General features: G+C 44.5%; 18 protein-coding genes. 8 read left to right on the plus strand and 10 right to left on the minus strand.

All coding sequences use genetic code 11. The features are described 5' to 3' along the window. The first annotated feature begins 4 nt into the window (after nt 1-4). Entirely contained in the window at nt 5-994 is a 990-nt protein-coding gene (gene lpxM / locus ACM2FC_RS11580; RefSeq protein ID WP_498481063.1) for a lauroyl-Kdo(2)-lipid IV(A) myristoyltransferase, read from the plus strand. Between the two features lie 54 nt (nt 995-1,048). Here lpxM and pyrE read toward each other — a convergent pair whose 3' ends face one another. Both pyrE and rph read right to left on the minus strand, forming a co-directional pair. Next, a complete protein-coding gene (gene pyrE / locus ACM2FC_RS11585) occupies nt 1,049-1,690 on the minus strand; it encodes an orotate phosphoribosyltransferase (RefSeq protein WP_498481064.1) in 642 nt (213 codons plus the stop codon). A 70-nt stretch (nt 1,691-1,760) separates the two neighbouring features. Then, complete coding sequence (rph, locus tag ACM2FC_RS11590; RefSeq protein ID WP_498481065.1) at nt 1,761-2,477, minus strand: ribonuclease PH; 717 nt, start codon at nt 2,475-2,477, stop codon at nt 1,761-1,763. A gap of 174 nt (nt 2,478-2,651) precedes the next feature. Here rph and ACM2FC_RS11595 point away from each other — a divergent pair, with 174 nt between their 5' ends. Beyond that, on the plus strand, nt 2,652-3,521 hold the full coding sequence (locus tag ACM2FC_RS11595; protein ID WP_498481066.1) for a YicC/YloC family endoribonuclease: 870 nt from the start codon (nt 2,652-2,654) through the stop codon (nt 3,519-3,521). A gap of 44 nt (nt 3,522-3,565) precedes the next feature. Here ACM2FC_RS11595 and ACM2FC_RS11600 read toward each other — a convergent pair whose 3' ends face one another. Beyond that, nucleotides 3,566-5,488, minus strand: a complete 1,923-nt coding sequence (locus ACM2FC_RS11600) for an MHYT domain-containing protein (protein ID WP_498481067.1) — start codon at nt 5,486-5,488, stop codon at nt 3,566-3,568. 294 nt (nt 5,489-5,782) lie between these two features. On the opposite strand from ACM2FC_RS11600, the gene gmk reads away from it, so the two are divergent. From gmk to recG, 5 genes are all read left to right on the plus strand, one after another. Next, complete coding sequence (gmk, locus tag ACM2FC_RS11605; RefSeq protein ID WP_498481068.1) at nt 5,783-6,406, plus strand: guanylate kinase; 624 nt, start codon at nt 5,783-5,785, stop codon at nt 6,404-6,406. Nucleotides 6,407-6,501: 95 nt separating this feature from the next. After that, nucleotides 6,502-6,774, plus strand: a complete 273-nt coding sequence (rpoZ, locus tag ACM2FC_RS11610; protein ID WP_250610839.1) for a DNA-directed RNA polymerase subunit omega — start codon at nt 6,502-6,504, stop codon at nt 6,772-6,774. 32 nt (nt 6,775-6,806) lie between these two features. Further along, nucleotides 6,807-8,927 (plus strand): bifunctional GTP diphosphokinase/guanosine-3',5'-bis pyrophosphate 3'-pyrophosphohydrolase, encoded by a 2,121-nt coding sequence (spoT, locus tag ACM2FC_RS11615; protein WP_498481069.1) that lies wholly within the window; start codon nt 6,807-6,809, stop codon nt 8,925-8,927. Between the two features lie 45 nt (nt 8,928-8,972). Further along, nucleotides 8,973-9,659, plus strand: a complete 687-nt coding sequence (trmH, locus tag ACM2FC_RS11620) for a tRNA (guanosine(18)-2'-O)-methyltransferase TrmH (protein WP_498481070.1) — start codon at nt 8,973-8,975, stop codon at nt 9,657-9,659. 80 nt (nt 9,660-9,739) lie between these two features. After that, nucleotides 9,740-11,818, plus strand: coding sequence for an ATP-dependent DNA helicase RecG (gene recG, locus ACM2FC_RS11625; protein WP_498481071.1), 2,079 nt, complete (start codon nt 9,740-9,742; stop codon nt 11,816-11,818). Here the strand turns inward: recG and ACM2FC_RS11630 are convergent, their stop codons facing one another. The 7 genes from ACM2FC_RS11630 to ACM2FC_RS11660 form a co-directional block, all read right to left on the minus strand. Then, nucleotides 11,819-12,469, minus strand: a complete 651-nt coding sequence (locus ACM2FC_RS11630) for a Qnr family pentapeptide repeat protein (RefSeq protein WP_498481072.1) — start codon at nt 12,467-12,469, stop codon at nt 11,819-11,821. A 232-nt stretch (nt 12,470-12,701) separates the two neighbouring features. Next, entirely contained in the window at nt 12,702-13,298 is a 597-nt protein-coding gene (locus tag ACM2FC_RS11635; protein WP_498481073.1) for a class I SAM-dependent methyltransferase, read from the minus strand. 25 nt (nt 13,299-13,323) lie between these two features. Beyond that, nucleotides 13,324-14,637, minus strand: a complete 1,314-nt coding sequence (gene envZ / locus ACM2FC_RS11640; protein ID WP_498481074.1) for a two-component system sensor histidine kinase EnvZ — start codon at nt 14,635-14,637, stop codon at nt 13,324-13,326. A 76-nt stretch (nt 14,638-14,713) separates the two neighbouring features. Next, nucleotides 14,714-15,433 carry an osmolarity response regulator transcription factor OmpR gene (ompR, locus tag ACM2FC_RS11645; RefSeq protein ID WP_237363314.1) on the minus strand — a complete coding sequence of 240 codons (720 nt, stop codon included), beginning with the start codon at nt 15,431-15,433 and terminating at the stop codon, nt 14,714-14,716. Between the two features lie 246 nt (nt 15,434-15,679). Beyond that, a complete protein-coding gene (locus ACM2FC_RS11650; protein WP_498481075.1) occupies nt 15,680-16,009 on the minus strand; it encodes a DUF4870 family protein in 330 nt (109 codons plus the stop codon). A 49-nt stretch (nt 16,010-16,058) separates the two neighbouring features. Further along, nucleotides 16,059-16,541, minus strand: a complete 483-nt coding sequence (gene greB, locus ACM2FC_RS11655) for a transcription elongation factor GreB (protein WP_498481076.1) — start codon at nt 16,539-16,541, stop codon at nt 16,059-16,061. A 19-nt stretch (nt 16,542-16,560) separates the two neighbouring features. Next, nucleotides 16,561-18,411: an ATP-dependent zinc protease family protein gene (locus ACM2FC_RS11660; protein ID WP_498481077.1), complete on the minus strand. Its 1,851-nt coding sequence runs from the start codon at nt 18,409-18,411 to the stop codon at nt 16,561-16,563. Between the two features lie 175 nt (nt 18,412-18,586). Between ACM2FC_RS11660 and ACM2FC_RS11665 the strand changes: the two genes are divergently transcribed. Beyond that, the gene (locus ACM2FC_RS11665; RefSeq protein WP_498481078.1) at nt 18,587-20,890 is read left to right on the plus strand and encodes a Tex family protein; all 2,304 of its coding nucleotides are present in this window, start codon (nt 18,587-18,589) and stop codon (nt 20,888-20,890) included. Nucleotides 20,891-20,933 lie beyond the last annotated feature (43 nt).

Genomic DNA, 20,933 nt, shown 5'->3' on the forward strand with positions numbered 1-20,933 from the left:
GCCAATGAGCACCGATAAAAACAGCGTTGAAAAACACTTACACAGCCCAACCTTCCAGTGGAGCTTTTTACATCCTAAATATTGGGGAACATGGGTTGGCATTTTCTTCGCCGCATTACTCGCATTCATGCCAGTAAAATTACGAGATGCAATGGCGGCCAAACTTTCTAGGTTAGTATTGAAGAAAAACGGCCGCGTCGTAAGACGAGCAAGAACAAACCTAAAATATTGTTTCCCTGATAAGTCGAAACAAGAACGCCAACAAATTTTAGAAAATACGTTTGCGAAAGCCGCACAATATATGCTGGGCTATTCTGAATTTTTGGTCCGCTCAACAAAGCACAATCAAAACCGTGGAGTAATGATTGGGGAAGAAAACCTGTTACCGCTTTTGGATGCAGGGGAAAATGTCATTATATTAGCGCCACACGCTTGGGCCGTTGACTATCCCGCTGTCATGCTGGCCGCCAAAGGTTATAAAGTTACTACAATCATGAAGCCGCAGCGTGACCCAATTGGGGACTGGCTGATGCAAGTACAGCGCATGCAATATGGAGGACGAATTTTCGCTCGAGAAGCCGGAGTGAAACCTTTCGTCCGCTCCATCAAAGATGGCTACATCGGCTATTGGTTGCCAGATGAAGACTTTGGCCCACAGAACTCTGTGTTTGTGCCATTTTTCGGCACTGAAAAAGCCACCTTGAAGGGCTTTGGCAAAATGGCGAGACTATCCAAAGCTAAAGTCGTTCCTGTATTGCCTACCTATAACGACAAAACGAGTAAGTATGAAGTACATATTTTACCCGTGCTGGAAAACTTCCCAACAGGTGACGAAGAGCTTGATGCTCGAGCAATGAATGAAGCCATCGAGCGCTTGGTGACACCGCATCCAGAAAACTATATGTGGAACCTAGCCTTGTTAAAAACTCGGCGAGATGGCAAAGAAATTTATGATAACTCCCATCGCGGCGATCGCTCCGAGTTAGACGAATAGAAAAATCCCTGTAGCCAACCAAAGGCTACAGGGATTTTTTATCTAGTAGATGCTTCAAACACCATATTCTTCGCGATAAGCCTTGACTGCTTCAAGCTGATCCGCGCTATTTCCCTTGTCTTCGAGATACGTAATCAAGTCACTTAGACTAATAATCGACACAACTGGGCAGCTAAAGTCACGCTCAACTTCTTGGATAGCAGACAATTCACCTTTACCTTTTTCTTGACGGTCGATAGCCACAAGCACTCCTGCTAAGCCAGCATTGCACGATTTAATGATTTCCATCGACTCACGAATGGCTGTGCCAGCAGTAATCACATCGTCGACCAGCATAATGCGCCCTTCAAGTGCGCTACCAACTAGATTGCCACCTTCACCGTGGTCTTTTGCTTCTTTACGGTTAAAGCAATATGGAGTATCGACATTGTGTTGGTCTGCTAACGCGACTGCGGTTGTTGTAGCAATTGGAATACCTTTATAAGCTGGGCCAAATAGTACATCATACTTAATTCCGGATTCCATCAATGCTGCTGCATAAAAACGACCTAAACGCGCCAAATCTCGTCCAGTATTAAACAATCCAGCATTAAAGAAATAAGGGCTTTTACGACCAGACTTTAAAGTAAACTCACCAAACTTTAGGACTTCTTTTTCAAGTGCAAACTCAATAAATTCACGTTGATATGCTTTCATGTGCTCTCTCTACTACTTCTCTTATATTTATATAAAAAAATAGCCCCGAAAATCGGAGCTTTTTATGTTGTTAGTTATAACGCGCCAACCTTTGCGCTTCAACAATATTTGCAATGCCAACCTTGGCTGACTCCAGCAAAGCCATCAACTGCTCTTGGCTAAACGGTTCACCTTCTGCCGTTCCTTGAATCTCTATCATCTTACCATCTTCGGTCATGACAACATTCATATCAGTATCTGCTGCTGAGTCTTCGACATACTCAAGATCGCAAAGAATGTCTTCTCCAAGAATGCCAACTGAGACTGCTGCAACATGGCCTTTCATCGGGTTACTTTTTAGCTTGCCACTTTCAACTAGGTAATCGAAAGCATCTGCCATTGCAACACTTGCACCGGAGATAGATGCGGTACGAGTACCACCATCCGCTTGGATGACGTCACAATCAACGGTAATCATGATTTCACCCATCGCAGGCAAATCAACCACCGCACGCAAACTACGAGCAATGAGGCGTTGAATTTCCATCGTGCGACCACCTTGCTTGCCGCCTGCCGCTTCGCGGCGAGTACGAGAATGCGTAGCACGTGGCAACATGCCATACTCTGCTGTCACCCAACCTTTACCTTGGCCTTTCAACCAACGAGGTACGTTTTCTTCGACAGTTGCATTACACAACACTTTCGTGTTGCCAAACTCAACCAATACTGAGCCTTCTGCGTAAGCAGTGTAATTGCGAGTAATTTTAATTGGGCGAACTTGGTCCGCTGCGCGATCATTTGGACGCATAGATACTTTCCCTTATGGCTAAGAAGTGACCAACAGAATTGGAGCAGCATTATATAGGAATTCACAGCTCGTTCCTAGGCTAGAGCAAAGTTACAGCGAGCAGATAAATTTTAAGCAGATGTATGCTACTATAGCGGCAATTGTTTTCAATAATCCGCTAGCAAGGACAAATCAATGATCTACAGCATGACGGCCTACGCACGTAAAGAAGTCAAGAAAGACTGGGGTTCAGCCGTATGGGAAATTCGCTCAGTCAATCAGCGTTATCTAGAAACCTATTTTAGAATGCCTGAACACCTGCGCAGCCTAGAACCCGTTCTTCGCGACCGATTTAGAAAGCGCCTTGCTCGCGGAAAAGTAGAGTGCAACCTCCGTTTTGAAGCTAACCCTGCTGCGCAAGGCGAGTTGTCTATCAATGAAACCATGGCGAAACAGGTGCTCTACGCAGCCCATCAAGTGATTCAAATTACAGGTGGTGAAGAAAGCCGTATCAACCCATTTCAAGTCATGCAGTGGCCAGGTGTGATGGAAACGCCTGAGCAAGATATGGACACCATTAAGCAAGAGTTATTGACTGCCTTTGACGAAGCACTCAGTGAATTTATCGAAGCCCGCGGCCGTGAAGGCGACAACATGAAGTCGCTAATCGAGCAGCGCTTAACTGCAATTAGCGAAGAGGTGGTGAAAGTACGCGCCAGAATGCCAGAAATTATCAACTGGCAACGTGAAAGGCTACTGACTAAATTCGAAGAAGCTAAAATAGAACTAGATAGTTCAAGAGTAGAGCAAGAGTTAATCATCCTCGCTCAAAAGTCTGATGTAGCAGAAGAGCTCGATCGTCTGGATTCGCATGTAAAAGAAACCACTAACATCTTGAACAAAGGTGGAGCGGTTGGCCGTAGACTCGATTTTATGATGCAAGAGTTTAACCGCGAATCAAATACGTTAGCCTCCAAGTCAATCAGCACTGACGTAACCGCTTCTGGTGTTGAACTTAAAGTTCTAATCGAACAAATGCGTGAGCAGATCCAGAATATCGAATAAGATATTGGGCGACAACAAATCGCCCACCTAACAAAAAAAGAAAGTTAGGCCTCTAAATACGGAATGGAAATATCAAACGACACACCATAACCCTGTTTAGAGTTACACGATATTTTTCCTTTTAACAGCTGCACAACGATATTGAATACCACATGAGCACCTAACCCATGGTGCTCTCGCTGGCCTCGTTTACTGGTAACGAAGGGCTCAAAAATTTGCCCTTGCATATCTTCGTCCATACCGCAGCCAGAGTCTTGATACCGGATATACAATCGATTCGCTTCTTTCTTCAAACTAATACAGATTGTCTTGTCTCCGCTCCAATCAGTAAAGCCGTGATTGAGTGAATTCAAGATTAAGTTAGTATAAATCTGCGTGAAGCTAGATGGCGTACCAAAAAAGCTCAGCGATTTATCGCAGTCGATGTTGACCTTGCACTGAGCGAGTTCTAGCTGCCCTCTAAGAGTTCCGATAGATTGAGTCAGGTTGTCGTACAGATTAAACTTTCCGTCCGCTTCATCATCTCTCGCTTCGAGTACTGATACCTGCTTAAACCCACTGATCAAATCCGAAGCCCTTTTTAGGTTCTCTTGTAGCAAGTTTGCCGACTGCTCCATATCAGCAACAAATTCAGCTAATTCTTCCTGCGAGATCTTTCCATGATTGAGACTTAACGCTACCTGATGAACTTGGTCTTTCAAATAGGTAGCTGCAGTCGTACTCACGCCAATAGGCGTATTAATTTCATGCGCGACTCCCGTAACTAACCCTGCTAAAGAAGACATTTTCTGAGCTTCTAGTAGATCTTTTTTCTGATTGATATCTTGAGTCACGTCAGACCAAGTATGAATAATACCGTTAATATTGGTTTTGTTTTTTCTCAACAGCCACCATTTATCATCATGAGACTGTATTTGGATAGAATCTTCCTTACCATCCATATCAAATATATTGTTCAATACGGCTCGCTTTTCGTCCTCATCAGAAAAACGGAATTTCGTTGAAATTAGGTCTTCATACATATCAAATATGCTACTGTCATCATTTTTAAACAATTCTCTATGCTGACCAAATTCGTCATTAAACCTTTTGTTGATAAGGAGCATCTCTCCTTTATCATTAAAGAATACAAAGCCATCACGCATATTGTTGATAATATCCAAGGTTCGCTTGTATTCTTTCAGCGAGTCTAGCTCTAAAATGCGAATTTTATTTTTGTAGTGAGTTATTACTAGAAGAAGAAGCATTAAAGTAATGATGCTACCAACAACCGCACGTTCAATTACCTTGTTCGCAACTCCGTGTACAGCCAAAGATTCATCGATAAAAAAGTAGCTGGCAGCCATGGCCAAATAATGCATACTGGCAACCGCAAAACCAAAGAAAAACGCCCCTAGTATGGTTCTCTGGACCTCATTTAGCTTTTTTGCGGCTAATCCAGTAATCACCAATAACATCCCTGCAGACATCAGCCAAGAAATAACGACGGACACGCTCAAAATGCGCAGGTCATACACCATATAGGCTTTCATCGACATTGCCGTCATTCCGACAATATGCATTGATGAAATGCCTAACGTTAGAACCAAGGCGACTCCCGCAACTTGCTTCTTGGTAATGTTTGGTTTGCTGAGGTAGTGCAAGACAATTATTGCAGCCAATATGGCAGGAAGAACCGATATCACAGTAGTGAGTACATCGTAATATACCTTAACAGGTAAGGTAAATGCACTCATCGCGGCAAAGTGCATACTCCAGACACCAAAGCCTAAAATAACCCCTCCAATCACTTTAAGGTGTGTGGTTGAGCCAGTCTTCTGAGAAACAATAAAGTGATTAACGCTTAAGGCACAAAAGCCAGCAATCACGGCAATAAGAAAAGAGATGAGCACAATGGTAGGCTCATAATTTCCTTCTGCGGCATGTTGGGTATTTACTGCTATTTGATAATGATCATGAGAAGTCATGTATTCAGTCCGTTGAAATGTAAATTATTGGCTAACAATATTACTAGGGCGTATCCGGCTCTCAATTTGAGTATAGAACTGTGCACATATTTCCTGCAAAGTGAATGCTGAATTACGACGTGCAATTACCTTAATGAGTCTCTCGCTTCTCTTGTAGTTCGATAACAATTTGTGCTACGCTTCGCCTCCATTTTTCTGACCTGATTTGCTACTCAAATTGAGGTCAGTGCTATCTTTAATACTGAGCCAATCATTCTCAGAAACATAAAATCCAACAAGCGTGGAACTATACCTATGGGCAAAGGCACTCTTTATATCGTTTCGGCACCTAGCGGAGCTGGTAAATCTAGTCTGATTGCAGCGATGTTAGAAACTAACCCGACTTACGCAATGAAAGTTTCTGTGTCACATACCACTCGTGGCATGCGCCCTGGCGAGCAAGATGGTGTCCACTATCACTTTGTGCAGAAAGAAAATTTCGAAGAACTCATCGCAAAAGATGAATTCCTAGAATACGCCGAAGTGTTTGGTAACTATTACGGAACCTCTCGAGTTTGGATTGAAGAAAACCTAGAAAAAGGTATCGATGTTTTCTTAGATATCGATTGGCAAGGCGCGCGCCAAATACGTGAGAAAATGCCACTGGCACGTAGCGTGTTTATTCTGCCACCATCGAACGGTGAGCTAGAGCGTCGGCTAAATGCCCGCGGACAAGATAGCGAAGCTGTGATTGCAAAACGCATGGCTGAAGCAAAAGCAGAAATTTCACACTACGACGAATACGATTATGTTATCGTCAATGATGATTTTGATGCCGCTTTAATGGACTTTAAAGCAATAATTCGCGCAGAAAGATTGAAGCAAGATAAACAAGCTGCTAAATATAACGGTATGCTGAAAGCGTTGCTGTCCGAATAAACAGCCTGCTCAATTTGTTTGGGTATAGAATATATCTTGTTAAGACTGTATACTTTCTCGTCATTCAAAAATTTAGTTAACTATTTGGAGTTCTCATGGCACGCGTAACTGTACAAGACGCTGTTGAAAAAATTGGCAACCGTTTCGACCTTGTTCTCATTGCGGCACGCCGCGCACGTCAAATGCAAACTGGCGGTAAAGATTCCCTAGTGCCTGAAGAGAACGATAAGGCAACGGTTATTGCTCTACGCGAAATCGAAGAAGGCCTTATCACTAAAGAAGTCCTTGATGCACGTGAGCGTCAAGAGCAGCAAGAGCAAGAAGCTGCTGAACTAGCCGCGGTAAGTAGCATCGTACACAACCGTTAATTTAAAGTTCGATAACTTCCCGGGTATATAATTTGTATCTATTTGATAGTCTCAAAGACGTTGCCCAAGAATACTTAGCAGAGCCTCAGATTGAGGCTCTGCGTCAATCTTATGTGGTAGCAAGAGACGCCCATGAAGGGCAAACTCGAACCAGCGGCGAACCCTATATCATCCACCCTGTTGCCGTCGCTCGTATCCTCGCAGAAATGCGCCTCGATATCGAAACACTTCAAGCTGCACTCTTACATGATGTCATCGAAGATTGTGACGTCACCAAAGAAGAGCTTGGCGTCAAATTTGGTAATACCGTTGCTGAGCTGGTAGATGGTGTATCAAAGCTTGATAAGCTGAAATTCCGCGACCGTAAAGAAGCCCAAGCTGAGAACTTCCGTAAAATGGTTCTCGCCATGGTGCAAGATATTCGCGTTATCCTCATCAAGCTTGCTGACCGAACCCATAACATGCGTACTCTTGGCGTGTTAAGGCCAGACAAAAAACGTCGTATTGCTCGTGAAACACTAGAAATCTATTCTCCCCTTGCTCACCGTCTCGGTATCCACAACATTAAAGTGGAGTTGGAAGAGCTAGGTTTCGAAGCGCTTTATCCAAACCGATACCGCGTACTAAAAGAAGTGGTTCGCGCCGCTCGTGGCAACCGAAAAGAAATGATTCAGCGCATCCACAGCGAAATTGAAGGTCGCTTGGAAGATGTTGGCCTCAAAGCTCGCGTGGTTGGTCGTGAAAAGAACCTTTACTCCATCTACAACAAGATGAAGACCAAAGAACAGCGTTTTCATACCATCATGGATATTTACGCGTTCCGTGTTGTTGTCGAAGATGCCGATACTTGTTATCGCGTGCTTGGCCAAGTGCATAGTTTGTATAAGCCTCGTCCAGGCCGTATGAAAGATTACATCGCAGTTCCAAAAGCGAACGGCTATCAATCACTGCATACTTCCATGGTTGGCCCCCACGGCGTTCCTGTTGAAGTTCAGATAAGAACCGAAGACATGGACCAGATGGCCGACAAGGGTGTTGCCGCTCACTGGTCATACAAAGGCAATGGCGATAGCACTGGTACAACAGCGCAAGTGAAAGCCCAGCGCTGGATGCAAAGCCTACTTGAGCTTCAACAAAGTGCAGGTAACTCGTTTGAGTTTATCGAGCATGTTAAGTCTGATCTGTTCCCAGATGAAATCTACGTCTTCACACCGAAGGGACGAATCGTAGAATTGCCTGTTGGCGCTACAGCGGTCGATTTTGCTTACGCGGTTCATACCGATGTTGGTAACACTTGTGTCGGCGCGAGAGTGGATAGAAATCCATATCCACTGAGTAAGGCGCTGAAAAACGGTCAAACAATCGAAATCATCAGTGCTCCGGGTGCCAGACCAAACGCAGCATGGCTTAACTATGTCGTCACGTCTCGCGCCCGCACTAAAATTCGTCAAGTACTGAAAACCATGCGCAGAGAAGAATCGGTCACACTAGGGCGCCGCCTTCTCAATCATGCTCTCGGCGAACTGTCACTGTCGGATATCGACCAAGATAATGTGCAAAATGTTCTTACCGACCTTAAAGTCGAAACAGAAGAAGATTTGCTGGCTTCGATTGGTCTCGGCGAACTCATGAGTATCGTGATTGCGCGCCGTCTTTTAGGTGATAGCGACGAGCTCACTGACGTTGCGAGCAGTGATGGCAAACCGAAGAAAAAACTGCCAATCCGAGGAGCGGAAGGTATTTTGCTCACCTTTGCAAACTGCTGTCATCCGATCCCAGACGACCACATCATCGCTCACGTTTCACCGGGTCGCGGCCTTGTTGTACACCGAGAAACCTGTCCGAACGTTCGTGGTTATCAGAAAGAGCCTGATAAGTATATGGCCGTGGAATGGTCTGACGATTACGACCAAGAGTTCATTTCTGAGCTGAAAGTCGACATGCAGAACCACCAAGGTGCTCTGGCAGAACTCACCAATGTTATCGCCAATACTGGCTCGAACATTCATGGTATCTCGACCGAAGAGAAAGATGGCCGCCTGTATACAATCACGGTTCTCATTACCACTAAAGATCGTGTGCACCTTGCCGGGATCATGAAGAAAATTCGTGTTATGCCACATGCTTTGCGCGTAAGGCGTCGGAAAAACTAACCTCTATGGGCTACCATTCGGTAGCCCTGTTTTATTATCAACACTATGAATTTAGAACGTTATCAACGCATCCAACAAGTCCTCAAAGCTCGCCAGCCTGATCTCACCTTGTGTTTGGAAGAAGTGCATAAACCTAACAATGTGTCTGCTGTAATTCGAACCGCCGACGCAACTGGCCTGCATAAGGTTCACGCGGTTTGGCCAACTGAGCAAATGCGTACCCTAAGCCATACCTCAGCCGGTGCAAGAAACTGGGTTGAAGTCGATACTCACGACAGCATCGAACAAGCAATAAGCGCTTTAAAGGCCGAAGGGATGCAGGTATTGGTCACCAATTTATCCGATACCGCGGTAGATTTTCGAGAGATCGATTACACCAAGCCTATAGCGGTAATTTTAGGTGGCGAAAAGTTTGGCGCCTCAAAAAAAGCTATCGAGCTTGCAGATCAAGACATCATAGTCCCTATGATGGGTATGGTTCAGTCTCTTAATGTCTCCGTCGCCAGTGCCATCATACTTTATGAGGCGCAAAGGCAGCGCCAAGAGAAAGGGATGTATGACAGGGACGTCAGTGCACTGCCCGAAGAAACCATTCACCGAACTTTATTCGAGCGCGGTCACCCAGTGTTAGCGAGAGTTGCCAAAGGTAAGGGGTTACCTTATCCCCCACTTGATGAACACGGCCAAGTCGTAGCCGATGACGAGTGGTGGCAAAAAATGCAGAGCAAATAACACCGCCAACATAAATTTCCTGTACAAATACACAGTCTAGTGATTAACTATTTGTTGTGTATCTCGTTTAGGCCCTTGCTATGAGTCAGTTATTATCTGCCATTCCACTTTCATCTTTAACGGGCGTTGGAGCTAAGGTTGCAGAAAAGCTGGCTCGAATTGGCCTCCACAACGTTCAAGACTTACTTTTCCATTTACCTGCTCGCTATGAAGATCGCACTCGCGTCTATCCGATGGCAAAAGTGCACCCCGGACTCTGGGCTTCAGTGCAGGGGAAAGTCATGAGCACCGATACCATTTTCGGTCGCAAAAAAATGCTGACGGTCAAAATCAGTGATGGCAATGGCACAATCACGCTGCGCTTTTTTAACTTCACCGCGGCAATGAAAAACAACTTCGCGCCCGATAAACAAGTTCACGCTTATGGTGAAATAAAACGTGGTATGAATGGGTTAGAAATCATCCACCCTGACTACAAATTTTTTCAGCCAAGGCAAGAATTACAGCTAGAACAAAGTCTAACCCCTGTTTATCCCACCACAGATGGGCTACGACAATTAACACTTAGAAGCCTCACCGATCAAGCTCTAGAGCTGTTAGATAAGTCTGCTGTGCAGGAGCTTTTTCCACAAGGGCTTTATCCAAATCAATTGACGATGAATGAAGCCATACGCATCATTCACCGCCCTGATCCAAGCATTGATTTGGAAGCATTTGAGCAAGGTAAGCACCCAGCACAAGTTCGACTCATATTAGAAGAGCTCATCGCGCAAAATCTGTCGATGCTAGCGGTTCGCAGCAAAGGGCAGCAAGATTCAGCATTAAGGCTACCCGCTTCAACACAATTAAAAACTCAACTGCTTGAGCAATTGCCTTTTTCTCCAACTAATGCGCAAGCTAGAGTGGTTCAAGAAGTAGAGCACGACCTGGCTAAACCTTTCCCTATGATGCGCCTTGTTCAGGGCGATGTCGGCTCAGGCAAGACCTTGGTTGCCGCTTTGGCTGCGCTCACCGCTATTGAACAAGGCTACCAAGTCGCGCTCATGGCACCAACTGAGATTCTCGCTGAACAGCATGCGCTCAATTTTGCTAACTGGCTAAAACCATTAGATATTAAAGTTGCTTGGGTAGCGGGCAAACAGAAGAGAAAAGAAAAGGACAGCCAACTTGAAGCCATCGCGCTCGGCACAGCCAAAATGGTGGTGGGCACTCATGCACTATTCCAAGAAAACGTACACTTCGCCAACTTGGCTTTAGTCATCATTGACGAGCAACATCGCTTTGGTGTCCACCAACGCCTAGAGCTTAGAGAAAAAGGCGCTAAACAGGGCCATTACCCGCACCAGCTCATTATGACCGCAACGCCGATCCCAAGGACGCTGGCTATGACAGCTTACGCTGATTTAGAAACCTCGGTGATTGACGAACTACCGCCCGGCCGCTCACCCATCCAAACTGTTGCGATACCTGACACCAAGCGCGGCGATATTATAGAGCGCGTGAAAAATGCCTGCTTAAATGAAAACAAACAAGCCTATTGGGTGTGTACACTCATTGATGAATCTGAAGTGTTAGAGGCGCAAGCTGCAGCGGACACAGCCGAAGAGTTATCCAACAAACTCCCCGAATTAAAGATTGGCTTGGTTCATGGCCGAATGAAGCCTGCCGAAAAGCAAGCCGTGATGGATGCTTTTAAACGTAACGAGCTGAGCTTATTAGTGGCCACCACAGTGATTGAAGTCGGTGTAGACGTCCCAAATGCGAGCTTAATGATCATTGAAAACCCTGAGCGCTTAGGCTTAGCTCAATTACATCAGTTAAGGGGCCGAGTGGGCCGAGGCAGTGTCGCCAGTCATTGCGTGCTTTTGTATCACTCGCCATTATCAAAAACGGCGCAAAAGAGGTTAAGTGTACTCAGGGAAAGTAATGACGGCTTTGTTATTGCCCAGCGAGACTTAGAAATTCGTGGACCGGGTGAATTGTTGGGCTCCAAGCAAACCGGAATGGCTGACTTTAAAATTGCGGACTTGATCCGCGATCAACACTTGGTGCCGGAAGTACAGCGCATTGCCAACCATATCCACCATAAGTATCCTGACAACGCGGCTGCTATAATCGACCGGTGGCTTGGAAACCGAGATCAGTACTCCAACGCCTAGCTAAATCACGATAAGCCCAAATGGTTCGAGTAGTTGGGCTTGCTGCCAATCACAGATTTTGACGCCATGTAGAGAAACTCTGCGAACATCCAGACCTTCCAGTTCAACGTGAGTGAGATCAGCATTCTCTAAGCTAAATGTCCCCCATTGTTCAGAGCTAAATTCTCCACGCGACAAGTCCGCACCGTTCAAGCTTGCACCCGATAAGTTTGCCCCATTCCAACGATTCTCGAACAACTCACACTTTTCAAGCAGAGCATGTTCAAAGCTACTGTAACTGAGGTTGCATCCCGTTATGTATGCTGAGCAAAAGTAAGATTTCGCAGTGATGTGGTTGGCGAAATTGGCCAGCTGAAAGTCTGCTCCTTTTAAGTCACATTTGTGTAACTCGATACCGAAACAATCCGCTCGATTAAACTGGCACATCGCCAGCATACAATTGGTAAAGCTAGCATCTTTCAAGTTCGCATTTCGGAAGCTACAACCGATGACGTCGGTGGGCTCTATAAAATGGCAATTTTCAAATTTCGCATCTCTCAAATCGGCATATTCAAAACTGCAATTGATAAACTGACAGCGTTTAAATGAACTGTACTGTAGGTCTTGTTTAGAAAAGTCTCTTTGATCGAAAACTGTATCTACTTTGTTCATGGCTACTCCTTATTTTTCAGTAGCCTAACATCACACAGCATCAATTTTCTATGAATATAACTCTTTAATAATCAACATGATAAAACCCCTTAAAATCGCCATTTTAAGGGGTCTAGGAGCACTTCTAATGGGGTTATTTTTCATTAAGAGAAGACTCGGACAAAGAAAAAAGTTTTACTCGGTTTCGTTGATGATATTGATTATTGGTTCCGGGACAATTGTGGCTAGATACTCAGCGGCGTTTTACCGCTAGGACAGAATAGGTGTGCCACCACTTTGTTTTACCTAAAGAGGTTTTGCCCAGCTCGTTGCGCTCATCGAACTCAAGCAACTCAAAGCCAGTCAAAAAGGCTTTAATCTGGCTTTTCTCTAAAGGGCTAGTCGGACTTCTATACCCAGAAGCCCAACTATCATTGTTACCCATAAAATCTCCAGCGAATACGCCGCCAAGTCGTAGACTCGACTCTATATTCGCCCAAATGCCTTCTATGTTGCTAGGGTTGGCAAAAAACAAACTAGAATTTGCTAAAATGATTCCAGATTGAGGGTACTGAAAAGCCTCAAATGAGTGCTGAGAAACCTCAACATTTGAGTTTTCTGCAAATCGGCTTTGACAAATATTGACTGAATCTTGGTTAACATCGAAACCATGGACTTGATACCCCTGCTGAACTAAGTAGGCGATATCACTTCCCGTGCCGCACCCGCAATCGACAGCAGCCTTTAGGCCAGATTGGTTCAAGTAAACCGCCATTTCGGTTCGCTTACAGTGACTCCTAGTTAACGCTTTCTCGTAGTACTGCCGCCAAAGCTCAGCGTTTTCATCCATGAAATTCAGTCCTCAGTTGATAACTTTACTTCGTCTGCTTAGTCGGAAAACTAATTTGAGCCCTTAAGCCACCTTCACTTCGGTTGTTAATCACAACCGAACCATTGTGCTGACTGATAATTCGTTTCACGATGGCAAGGCCTAATCCTGTTCCCTCGCTACCACGAGCGGTATCTCCCCGGGTAAACGGTTCAAAGAGCTTCGCGATTTGTTCTTGCTCTATGCCGGGGCCGTTATCTTCCACGCAAACCCAAACCAGTTTCTTATCTGCCGTCATACCTGTGCTGATTTTTAACCAGCCGTCACCATAGCGAATCGCATTCACCACAAGATTGGTCACCGCACGTTTAAGTGCGATTGGGCTGCCTATCGCAGGCAATATCTTTTCACCTAATTCGACGTCAATCTCAGCGTCTTTTGAACCCTCAGCATTGGCGACATCTTGTGAGATGATATTGACATTAACAGGCTCGAAAGACTGTTTGTTGACGGGCTTGAGGTAGTCCATAAACTGATTAATGATTTCATTACATTCTTCAGTATCGCTAATAATACCGTCTGCCAAATAACTCTCTTCCGGCGACATCATTTCAGTTGCTAAACGAATTCGTGTTAATGGGGTGCGCAAGTCATGACTGATCCCTGCCATCAGCAATGCCCTATCTTCCTCAAGTGCCTGAATCCCTCGTGACATTTGATTAAAAGCCCGAGTTACTGCTCGAATTTCTGACGGTCCTCGTTCATCTAATGGGGGCGGGATCTCTCCACGTCCCACTTCTTTGGCTGCTTTTTCCAACGCAATCAATGGACGGTTCTGTAATCGAACAAACAACCAGCCACCAGCCACAATCAGGATTGCCATAAACAAGCTATTTCGAAATAGCGGTGCAAAGTCACCTTCTCGTAACTCGGTAAGTGGAATGCGTAGAAGCGAGTTTGGCATTGAGTCAATCTTCATCCACAGCACATAGCTGTGACTGTCCACTGTCATACGTACTTCTGTTTTCACTCCCAATTCATGGCTCATATCTTCGCTCATGAGTTCGATTGGCACTGATTGGTTGTACTCTTTCTCTACCAATGGATTTTTGATGGAATGAATAGTAACCCCAAGTTGTTCCAGAACTCTATGACGAGCAGGATCACTAATTTGCAAAGAATCTTGGTTGTTGGACTCATCCAACATCAAACTAATTTCGTGACCAAGAATCTTGTTGAACTGTTGCAAACTCGGCATCAACGCATAGTTAAACACCGCGTAGTAAGAATAAACTTGGCTAGCAATCAAGAGCGTAAAAAAGATAATGATCGATTGTGTAAAGGAGCTGCGGAAGCGCATTGGATAGATCCGAAATTGAAGTGACTAAAACAAAAAAAGCACTGACTTCTCGGTCAGTGCTTTATAAAGCGAGATTTTATACCTCTTTACCATCTGGGACGAAGACATACCCGAGTCCCCAAACGGTTTGGATATAGCGCGGCTTGCTTGGATCAACCTCTAACATCCGGCGTAGGCGAGAGATCTGAACGTCTATCGAACGCTCCATTGCTGAGTATTCGCGACCACGGGCCATGTTCATCAGCTTATCACGCGACATTGGTTCTCTAGCATTAGTGACTAGGGTTTTTAGTACTGCAAATTCACCAGACGTAATTGGCATGGATTCTTCACCACGGAACATTTCACGTGTTCCTAGATTCAAACGAAAATCACCAAATTCAACGATAGATTCTTCAGTGCTTGGCGCTCCTGGAGCTTCGATAGTCTGACGACGCAAAACTGCTTTGATACGAGCTAATAATTCTCTAGGGTTAAATGGCTTCGGCAAATAGTCATCAGCGCCGACTTCAAGGCCAACTATTCGGTCAACTTCATCGCCCTTAGCCGTCAACATTAGAATTGGCAGCATATTGTTTGCATTACGCAGACGGCGACAAATAGATAGACCATCTTCGCCAGGCAGCATCAAATCAAGCACCATTAAATGAAAGTTTTCACGTGTCAGCAAACGGTCCATTTGTTCGCTATTCGCAACACCACGAACTTGAAAACCTTGTTCTGTTAAATAGCGTTCCAACAGTGAACGTAATCGTGCGTCGTCATCGACCACTAAAATTTTGTAGTTTTCTTGCATCTTTCGACCCTACCCACTTCAATTAGGCTCGACAACTTAACGAGCCTCAAAAATGTAACATCCTTTTTGCAGTCAGTGACACAAAGAATTGTTAACGTATATTTCTTTTTATCGGATACGTAGCCGAGTTGCAATTCACTACAGCGTATAACTTGATTAAAAACACTAATATTTCACTTGCTCTAAAAGTATTGGGCTCTACCTATAGAAGGTAAGTATAAAGACTCGTATTTGCAGCTTGCTGACTTATGAATATACTCGCCCAGATAGCGCAGTTGCGAGACCTTTAACTATTCGATAAATCGACCAAATATAAGTCAAAAACAAAATCACATAGCCAATCATTAAAAATAAAGTCAAACTTCCAAGAATAGACAGCAACAAAGAAACCCAAAAAGTGGTGATCATATTGGTGAAATGATGGTAGTAAAGCGTACCTTCCGCGCTGGACTTTTTCACCATCGCCCATATGGCACCGAGCAACCAAAAAAGGCCAGTTACAAGGCCAATCGCCATAAGAATATACGCTATCAGTGCATGAGTTTTCGCGTCCGCTTCTCTTTCAGATTCGAGCATAATTCAATCCTTTTATCATTGATAAGAAATTAACCTCGGCTTCGGTTAATCAAGATTTCTCATATTCAATGGAATTTACAAACCACTCTTTCTCGCCTTCCGGTGTCTTCACGACAAATTCTTCATCGACTTGCTTTTTTAGCAAGGCTCTTGCCATCGGCGAGTCAATGGAAATATAGTCTTTTACGTCATCGCCATAAATTTCTTCAGGGCCAACAATACGAAACTTTTTCACCTCACCTGCTTCATTTTCTATTTCAACCCAAGCACCGAAAAATACTTTGCCTTCCTGTTGAGGCGCATAGTCAACGATAGTGACTTCTGGGAGTAGTTTACGTAGAAAGCGCACACGCCTATCAATTTGCCTTAATAGCTTTTTATTGAACGTGTAGTCAGCATTTTCTGACCGATCGCCAAGGCTTGCCGCCCAAGTCACTATTTTCGTTACCTCTGGGCGTTTTTCGTTCCACAAGTAGTCGTGCTCTTGTTTGAGTTTATTGTATCCTTCACGGGTGATCAGTTTGGTTTTCAACTCTCTTCCTCAATCCACATTACTTACCTAATCGATAGTTTTTATCACTACCTACTAACACACCATATTTTAGAAAATTTTGTCCTAATATCATGCTGTAATCAAACCGAGATCGGTCTTGTAAATTCACCCGAATCGTCTCTTCTAAGTCGCCGACTTTCACTTTCAGTTTCACCACTGGGCGCTGGTTGGCTTTTTCGCCTTTTTTGGCTTTAATTTTCATCATATCAATCACTGGCAGAGTAAAAATTTTGCCATTGTCTTGCTTGTCTTGATATAGGAAGCTCACCATCTGTTTGCCGTTTTCTTTAAATAAGCGAATATTCTCTGCACTAATGGAACTTATGTCTGCGCCAGTGTCGAGCTTAGCAGAGAAAGTCATACCTGCGACTTGTACTTTTTCAATGTGCCCCGCTCGAAATAAAGGATGCTCTGTTAACAAGTGGTCAACTCTAGGGTTAATAAGCACCGGGGCATCATCCAACTTTCGACCTATAGTTAGGTAAGAGAACTCTTTATTTCCGCTCAGTAGCTGCAATGCGAGATCGATTGATTGAGCTTTACCTAGAATTGTCACTTTGTCAGATACTATTGGTCGGCGATGCTTGCCTACTTTTATCCAACGTAGAACCGGTTTAGTTATGGTTATCTGCTCACCAAGTTCATTGTTTAGCGTATACGTCACCTTCTCTTTCTTACCTGAGCCTACAAAGGACATGTCTACAACTCTAAGGAGTGGTGTAATAAGGCGTGAAGATACTGTTGTTCTAATTACCATACCATCAAGAGAAAGCTCTTCGAACGGCGACACCGCCAGCGCTTCATGGGACTCCTCCCACTGGCTATACGTCGTCAATTTCTTTTTAAATAAGTATTCCTGATCTGGTTCAATCAACAAATAGCGGCTGATCGTATTGTTGCCAACACGAAGCGAACTGACGCTTTCTGGTGAATTAGTAATATAAGCCAGCCAATATTGCTTAGTGGATTTGTTTAAATTCACTGGCAGGTATACGAGAGGCTTCATCTTTCCGCTGACTTTCAACATTCTTGCAACTGGTAACGTTAGCGTTTTACTCCCTCTATGGTCTTCAACTTCAAACGTAACCCATTGCTTATCCTTATCTAGCTCAATATTGTCTGCATACAAACGGCTAAAGTTATGCTTAAAAGAAAATTCAGCTTTCAAGGCGACACCATCAATAGAAACCATTTCTTTTCTACCAGCAATAATGGCACTTGGCTGTTCTTGCAAATACTTGTACCCACCAAAAACCCAAGCTTTGTCTTCCAGCAATGTCCGCCCAATCAACACTTGTGCAGAGAAGTGGCTACGGTCGGTAAGATTCACTGCGGTATCAAAAGTTTTGCCTGCAATGGTAATTGGCATGGTGACTAGCGGGCGCAAAATCGGCTCATCACTGCTGCGACTGCGTATCTGACTTACTTTGACAAGAGGACGCTCGACTTCACTAGACTTTCCTGTGTAGGGGTTCATTAACTTAAACGAAACAAATGTGGCATTTGCTTTCTTCTCCAACCATTCAGCAGAATGTCGTTTGGAGGCACTAAGAATTGCAGCTAATAGCGCCTGATCTTTCAAATGACTCAGTTTTGAATTCTCAGTGCGAACATGGATATCACGTGCATCGATGGAAGTTGAGTCTGCACCAGTGTCAATTTTGGCAATAAAAGGGACTTTCTCTAACCCTTTAACTGATGAAAAGTAGACATTTTCTTCTTCACCCAGCACCAGCTTACCATCAAGTTCGTAGGCCGGATTTCTGACTGAATAGCTATCTAACGCAAAACTCATACTAACACTGGCACAGGTAACGATAACAACAGCAAAGAGCGCAAATTTTTTCATTTATCATATCCATATTGATGACGTTTTAGCCTTCCTAAAACAAAACTAACATAGCTAGGATGGAATGTTGTCGTAATTTTCACCTTAACTATGACATTCCATTCCATAAATAATTGCAAAATTGTTGTATTGCCCCAACGTTATTGAAACATAAAAATTTTAAGAGATTCACCGGATGAGCCAAGCAATCTGTCAATTAATTGCCAACGAACTGCAAGTTCGCCTTGAACAAGTCACCGCCGCAGTCACCTTAATCGATGATGGTAATACTGTCCCATTCATCGCCCGCTATCGCAAAGAAGTGACTGGTGGCCTAGATGATACTCAACTGCGGAATCTGGATAGCCGCTTATCTTATCTACGCGAACTAAACGACCGTCGAGACACGATTGTTAAATCGATTAAAGATCAAGGTAAGTTAACGCCTGCACTGGAAAAACAACTTGCCGAAGCAGATACCAAAACTCGCCTTGAAGATCTTTATCTACCATACAAACCAAAACGTCGCACTAAAGGGCAAATTGCTATCGAAGCAGGTTTAGAGCCTTTAGCCGATACTCTGTGGCAACAACCACAAACAAGCCCAGATCAAGAAGCTGAAAAATACTTTAATGCAGATAAGGGCATTCAAGACAGCAAACAAGCTCTAGATGGCGCTCGCGCGATTGTGATGGAGCGAATCGCAGAAGATGCGGAGTTGATTGCTAAGCTTCGGCAGCACTTGAACAAGAATGCAATGATCTCTTCACGAGTTATCGAAGGTCAACAAACAACAGGCGAAAAGTTTAAAGACTATTTCGAACACGATGAGCTTTTAAGTAAAGTCCCCTCTCACCGTGCTTTAGCTATGCTACGTGGCCGAAATGAAGGTATTCTGACACTCTCGATGAATGCCGACCCAGATCAGGAAGCGTCAGTAAAAGAGTCGTTTTGTGAAAACCTGATTTATCAGCATTACGGTATTCATCTTAGCGAAGCTCCTGCCGACCCTTGGCGCAAACAAGTTGTCAGCTGGGCATGGAGAATCAAGCTTTCCATGCACATGGAAACGGAAATGATGAGCGCGCTAAAAGAGCGTTCAGAGATAGAAGCGATCAACGTGTTTGCAACCAACCTCAAAGACCTATTGATGGCCGCTCCAGCGGGGCCTCGTGCAACTCTTGGTCTCGATCCTGGCTTGCGAACAGGTTCAAAAATCGCGGTAGTCGATGCGACGGGTAAAGTACTCGCCACCGAAACCATTTATCCTCATCCACCTCAAAAACAATACGATAAGTCAGCACAAATTGTTGAAGCATTGGTAAGAAAGCATCACGTTGACTTAATTGCTATCGGTAACGGTACCGCTTCGCGTGAAACGGATGCGTTTGTCGCCGATATCATAAAACGCAGCAAGCTGAACGTTCAGAAAATTATGGTTAGTGAAGCTGGCGCATCGGTTTACTCAGCTTCAGAGTTAGCTGCAAAAGAATTTCCAAACATGGACGTGTCTTTAAGAGGTGCGGTTTCTATTGCTAGACGTTTACAAGACCCACTGGCAGAGCTAGTAAAAATTGACCCGAAATCTATAGGTGTCGGCCAATATCAACATGACGTAAGCCAATCGCTACTGTCCAAACAGCTCGACGCCGTAGTAGAAGACTGTGTAAATGCTGTCGGTGTAGACGTAAATACCGCTTCTCCTGCCTTACTTGCTCGCGTTGCTGGCCTTAGCAGCACGATCGCGCAAAATATCGTTGCGTATAGAGACGAAAACGGCCGCTTTGAGTCACGTTCAACACTAAAAAAAGTCGCCCGCCTTGGTCCTAAAGCGTTCGAGCAATGTGCCGGATTCTTACGGATCCTCAATGCCAAAAACCCTTTAGATAGCTCAGCCGTGCACCCTGAGGCTTATTCTCTAGTGAAAAACATCGCCGAGAAGAATCAGAAAAATATTAAAGAGTTAATCGGCAACAGCGACTACTTAAAACGCCTACAGGCAGCCGATTATATTGATGAAAACTTTGGCCTGCCAACGGTACGTGACATTATCAAAGAGCTCGATAAACCGGGCCGCGACCCGCGTCCTGAGTTCCAAACCGCTACGTTTGCTGAAGGCGTCAACGAAATCTCCGATCTCGAGCCCGGAATGGTATTAGAAGGCGTTGTGTCAAACGTAGCCAACTTCGGTGCATTCGTCGATATCGGCGTTCACCAAGATGGCTTAGTGCATATTTCAGCGCTTACTAACAAGTACGTTTCTGACCCGAGAGAAATTGTGAAAGCAGGCGATATCGTCAAGGTGAAAGTGATGGAAGTGGATGTGAAACGAAAACGTATTGGATTGTCGATGCGTTTAGATGATGAAGTAGGTCAAGGCTCTGCTTCACGTCAAACGGATAATCGCTCTTCACGAAACCAACAAAGAAAGCAGCAAGCACCACAAAACAGCGCTATGGGTGGTGCTTTTGCCCAAGCCTTTGCAAAAGCTAAGAAGTAACTCTTTTAAACGATATAATACCCACTTACCTATTAGGTAAGTG

The sequence above is a fragment of the Vibrio sp. A37 genome (genome assembly GCF_059777565.1).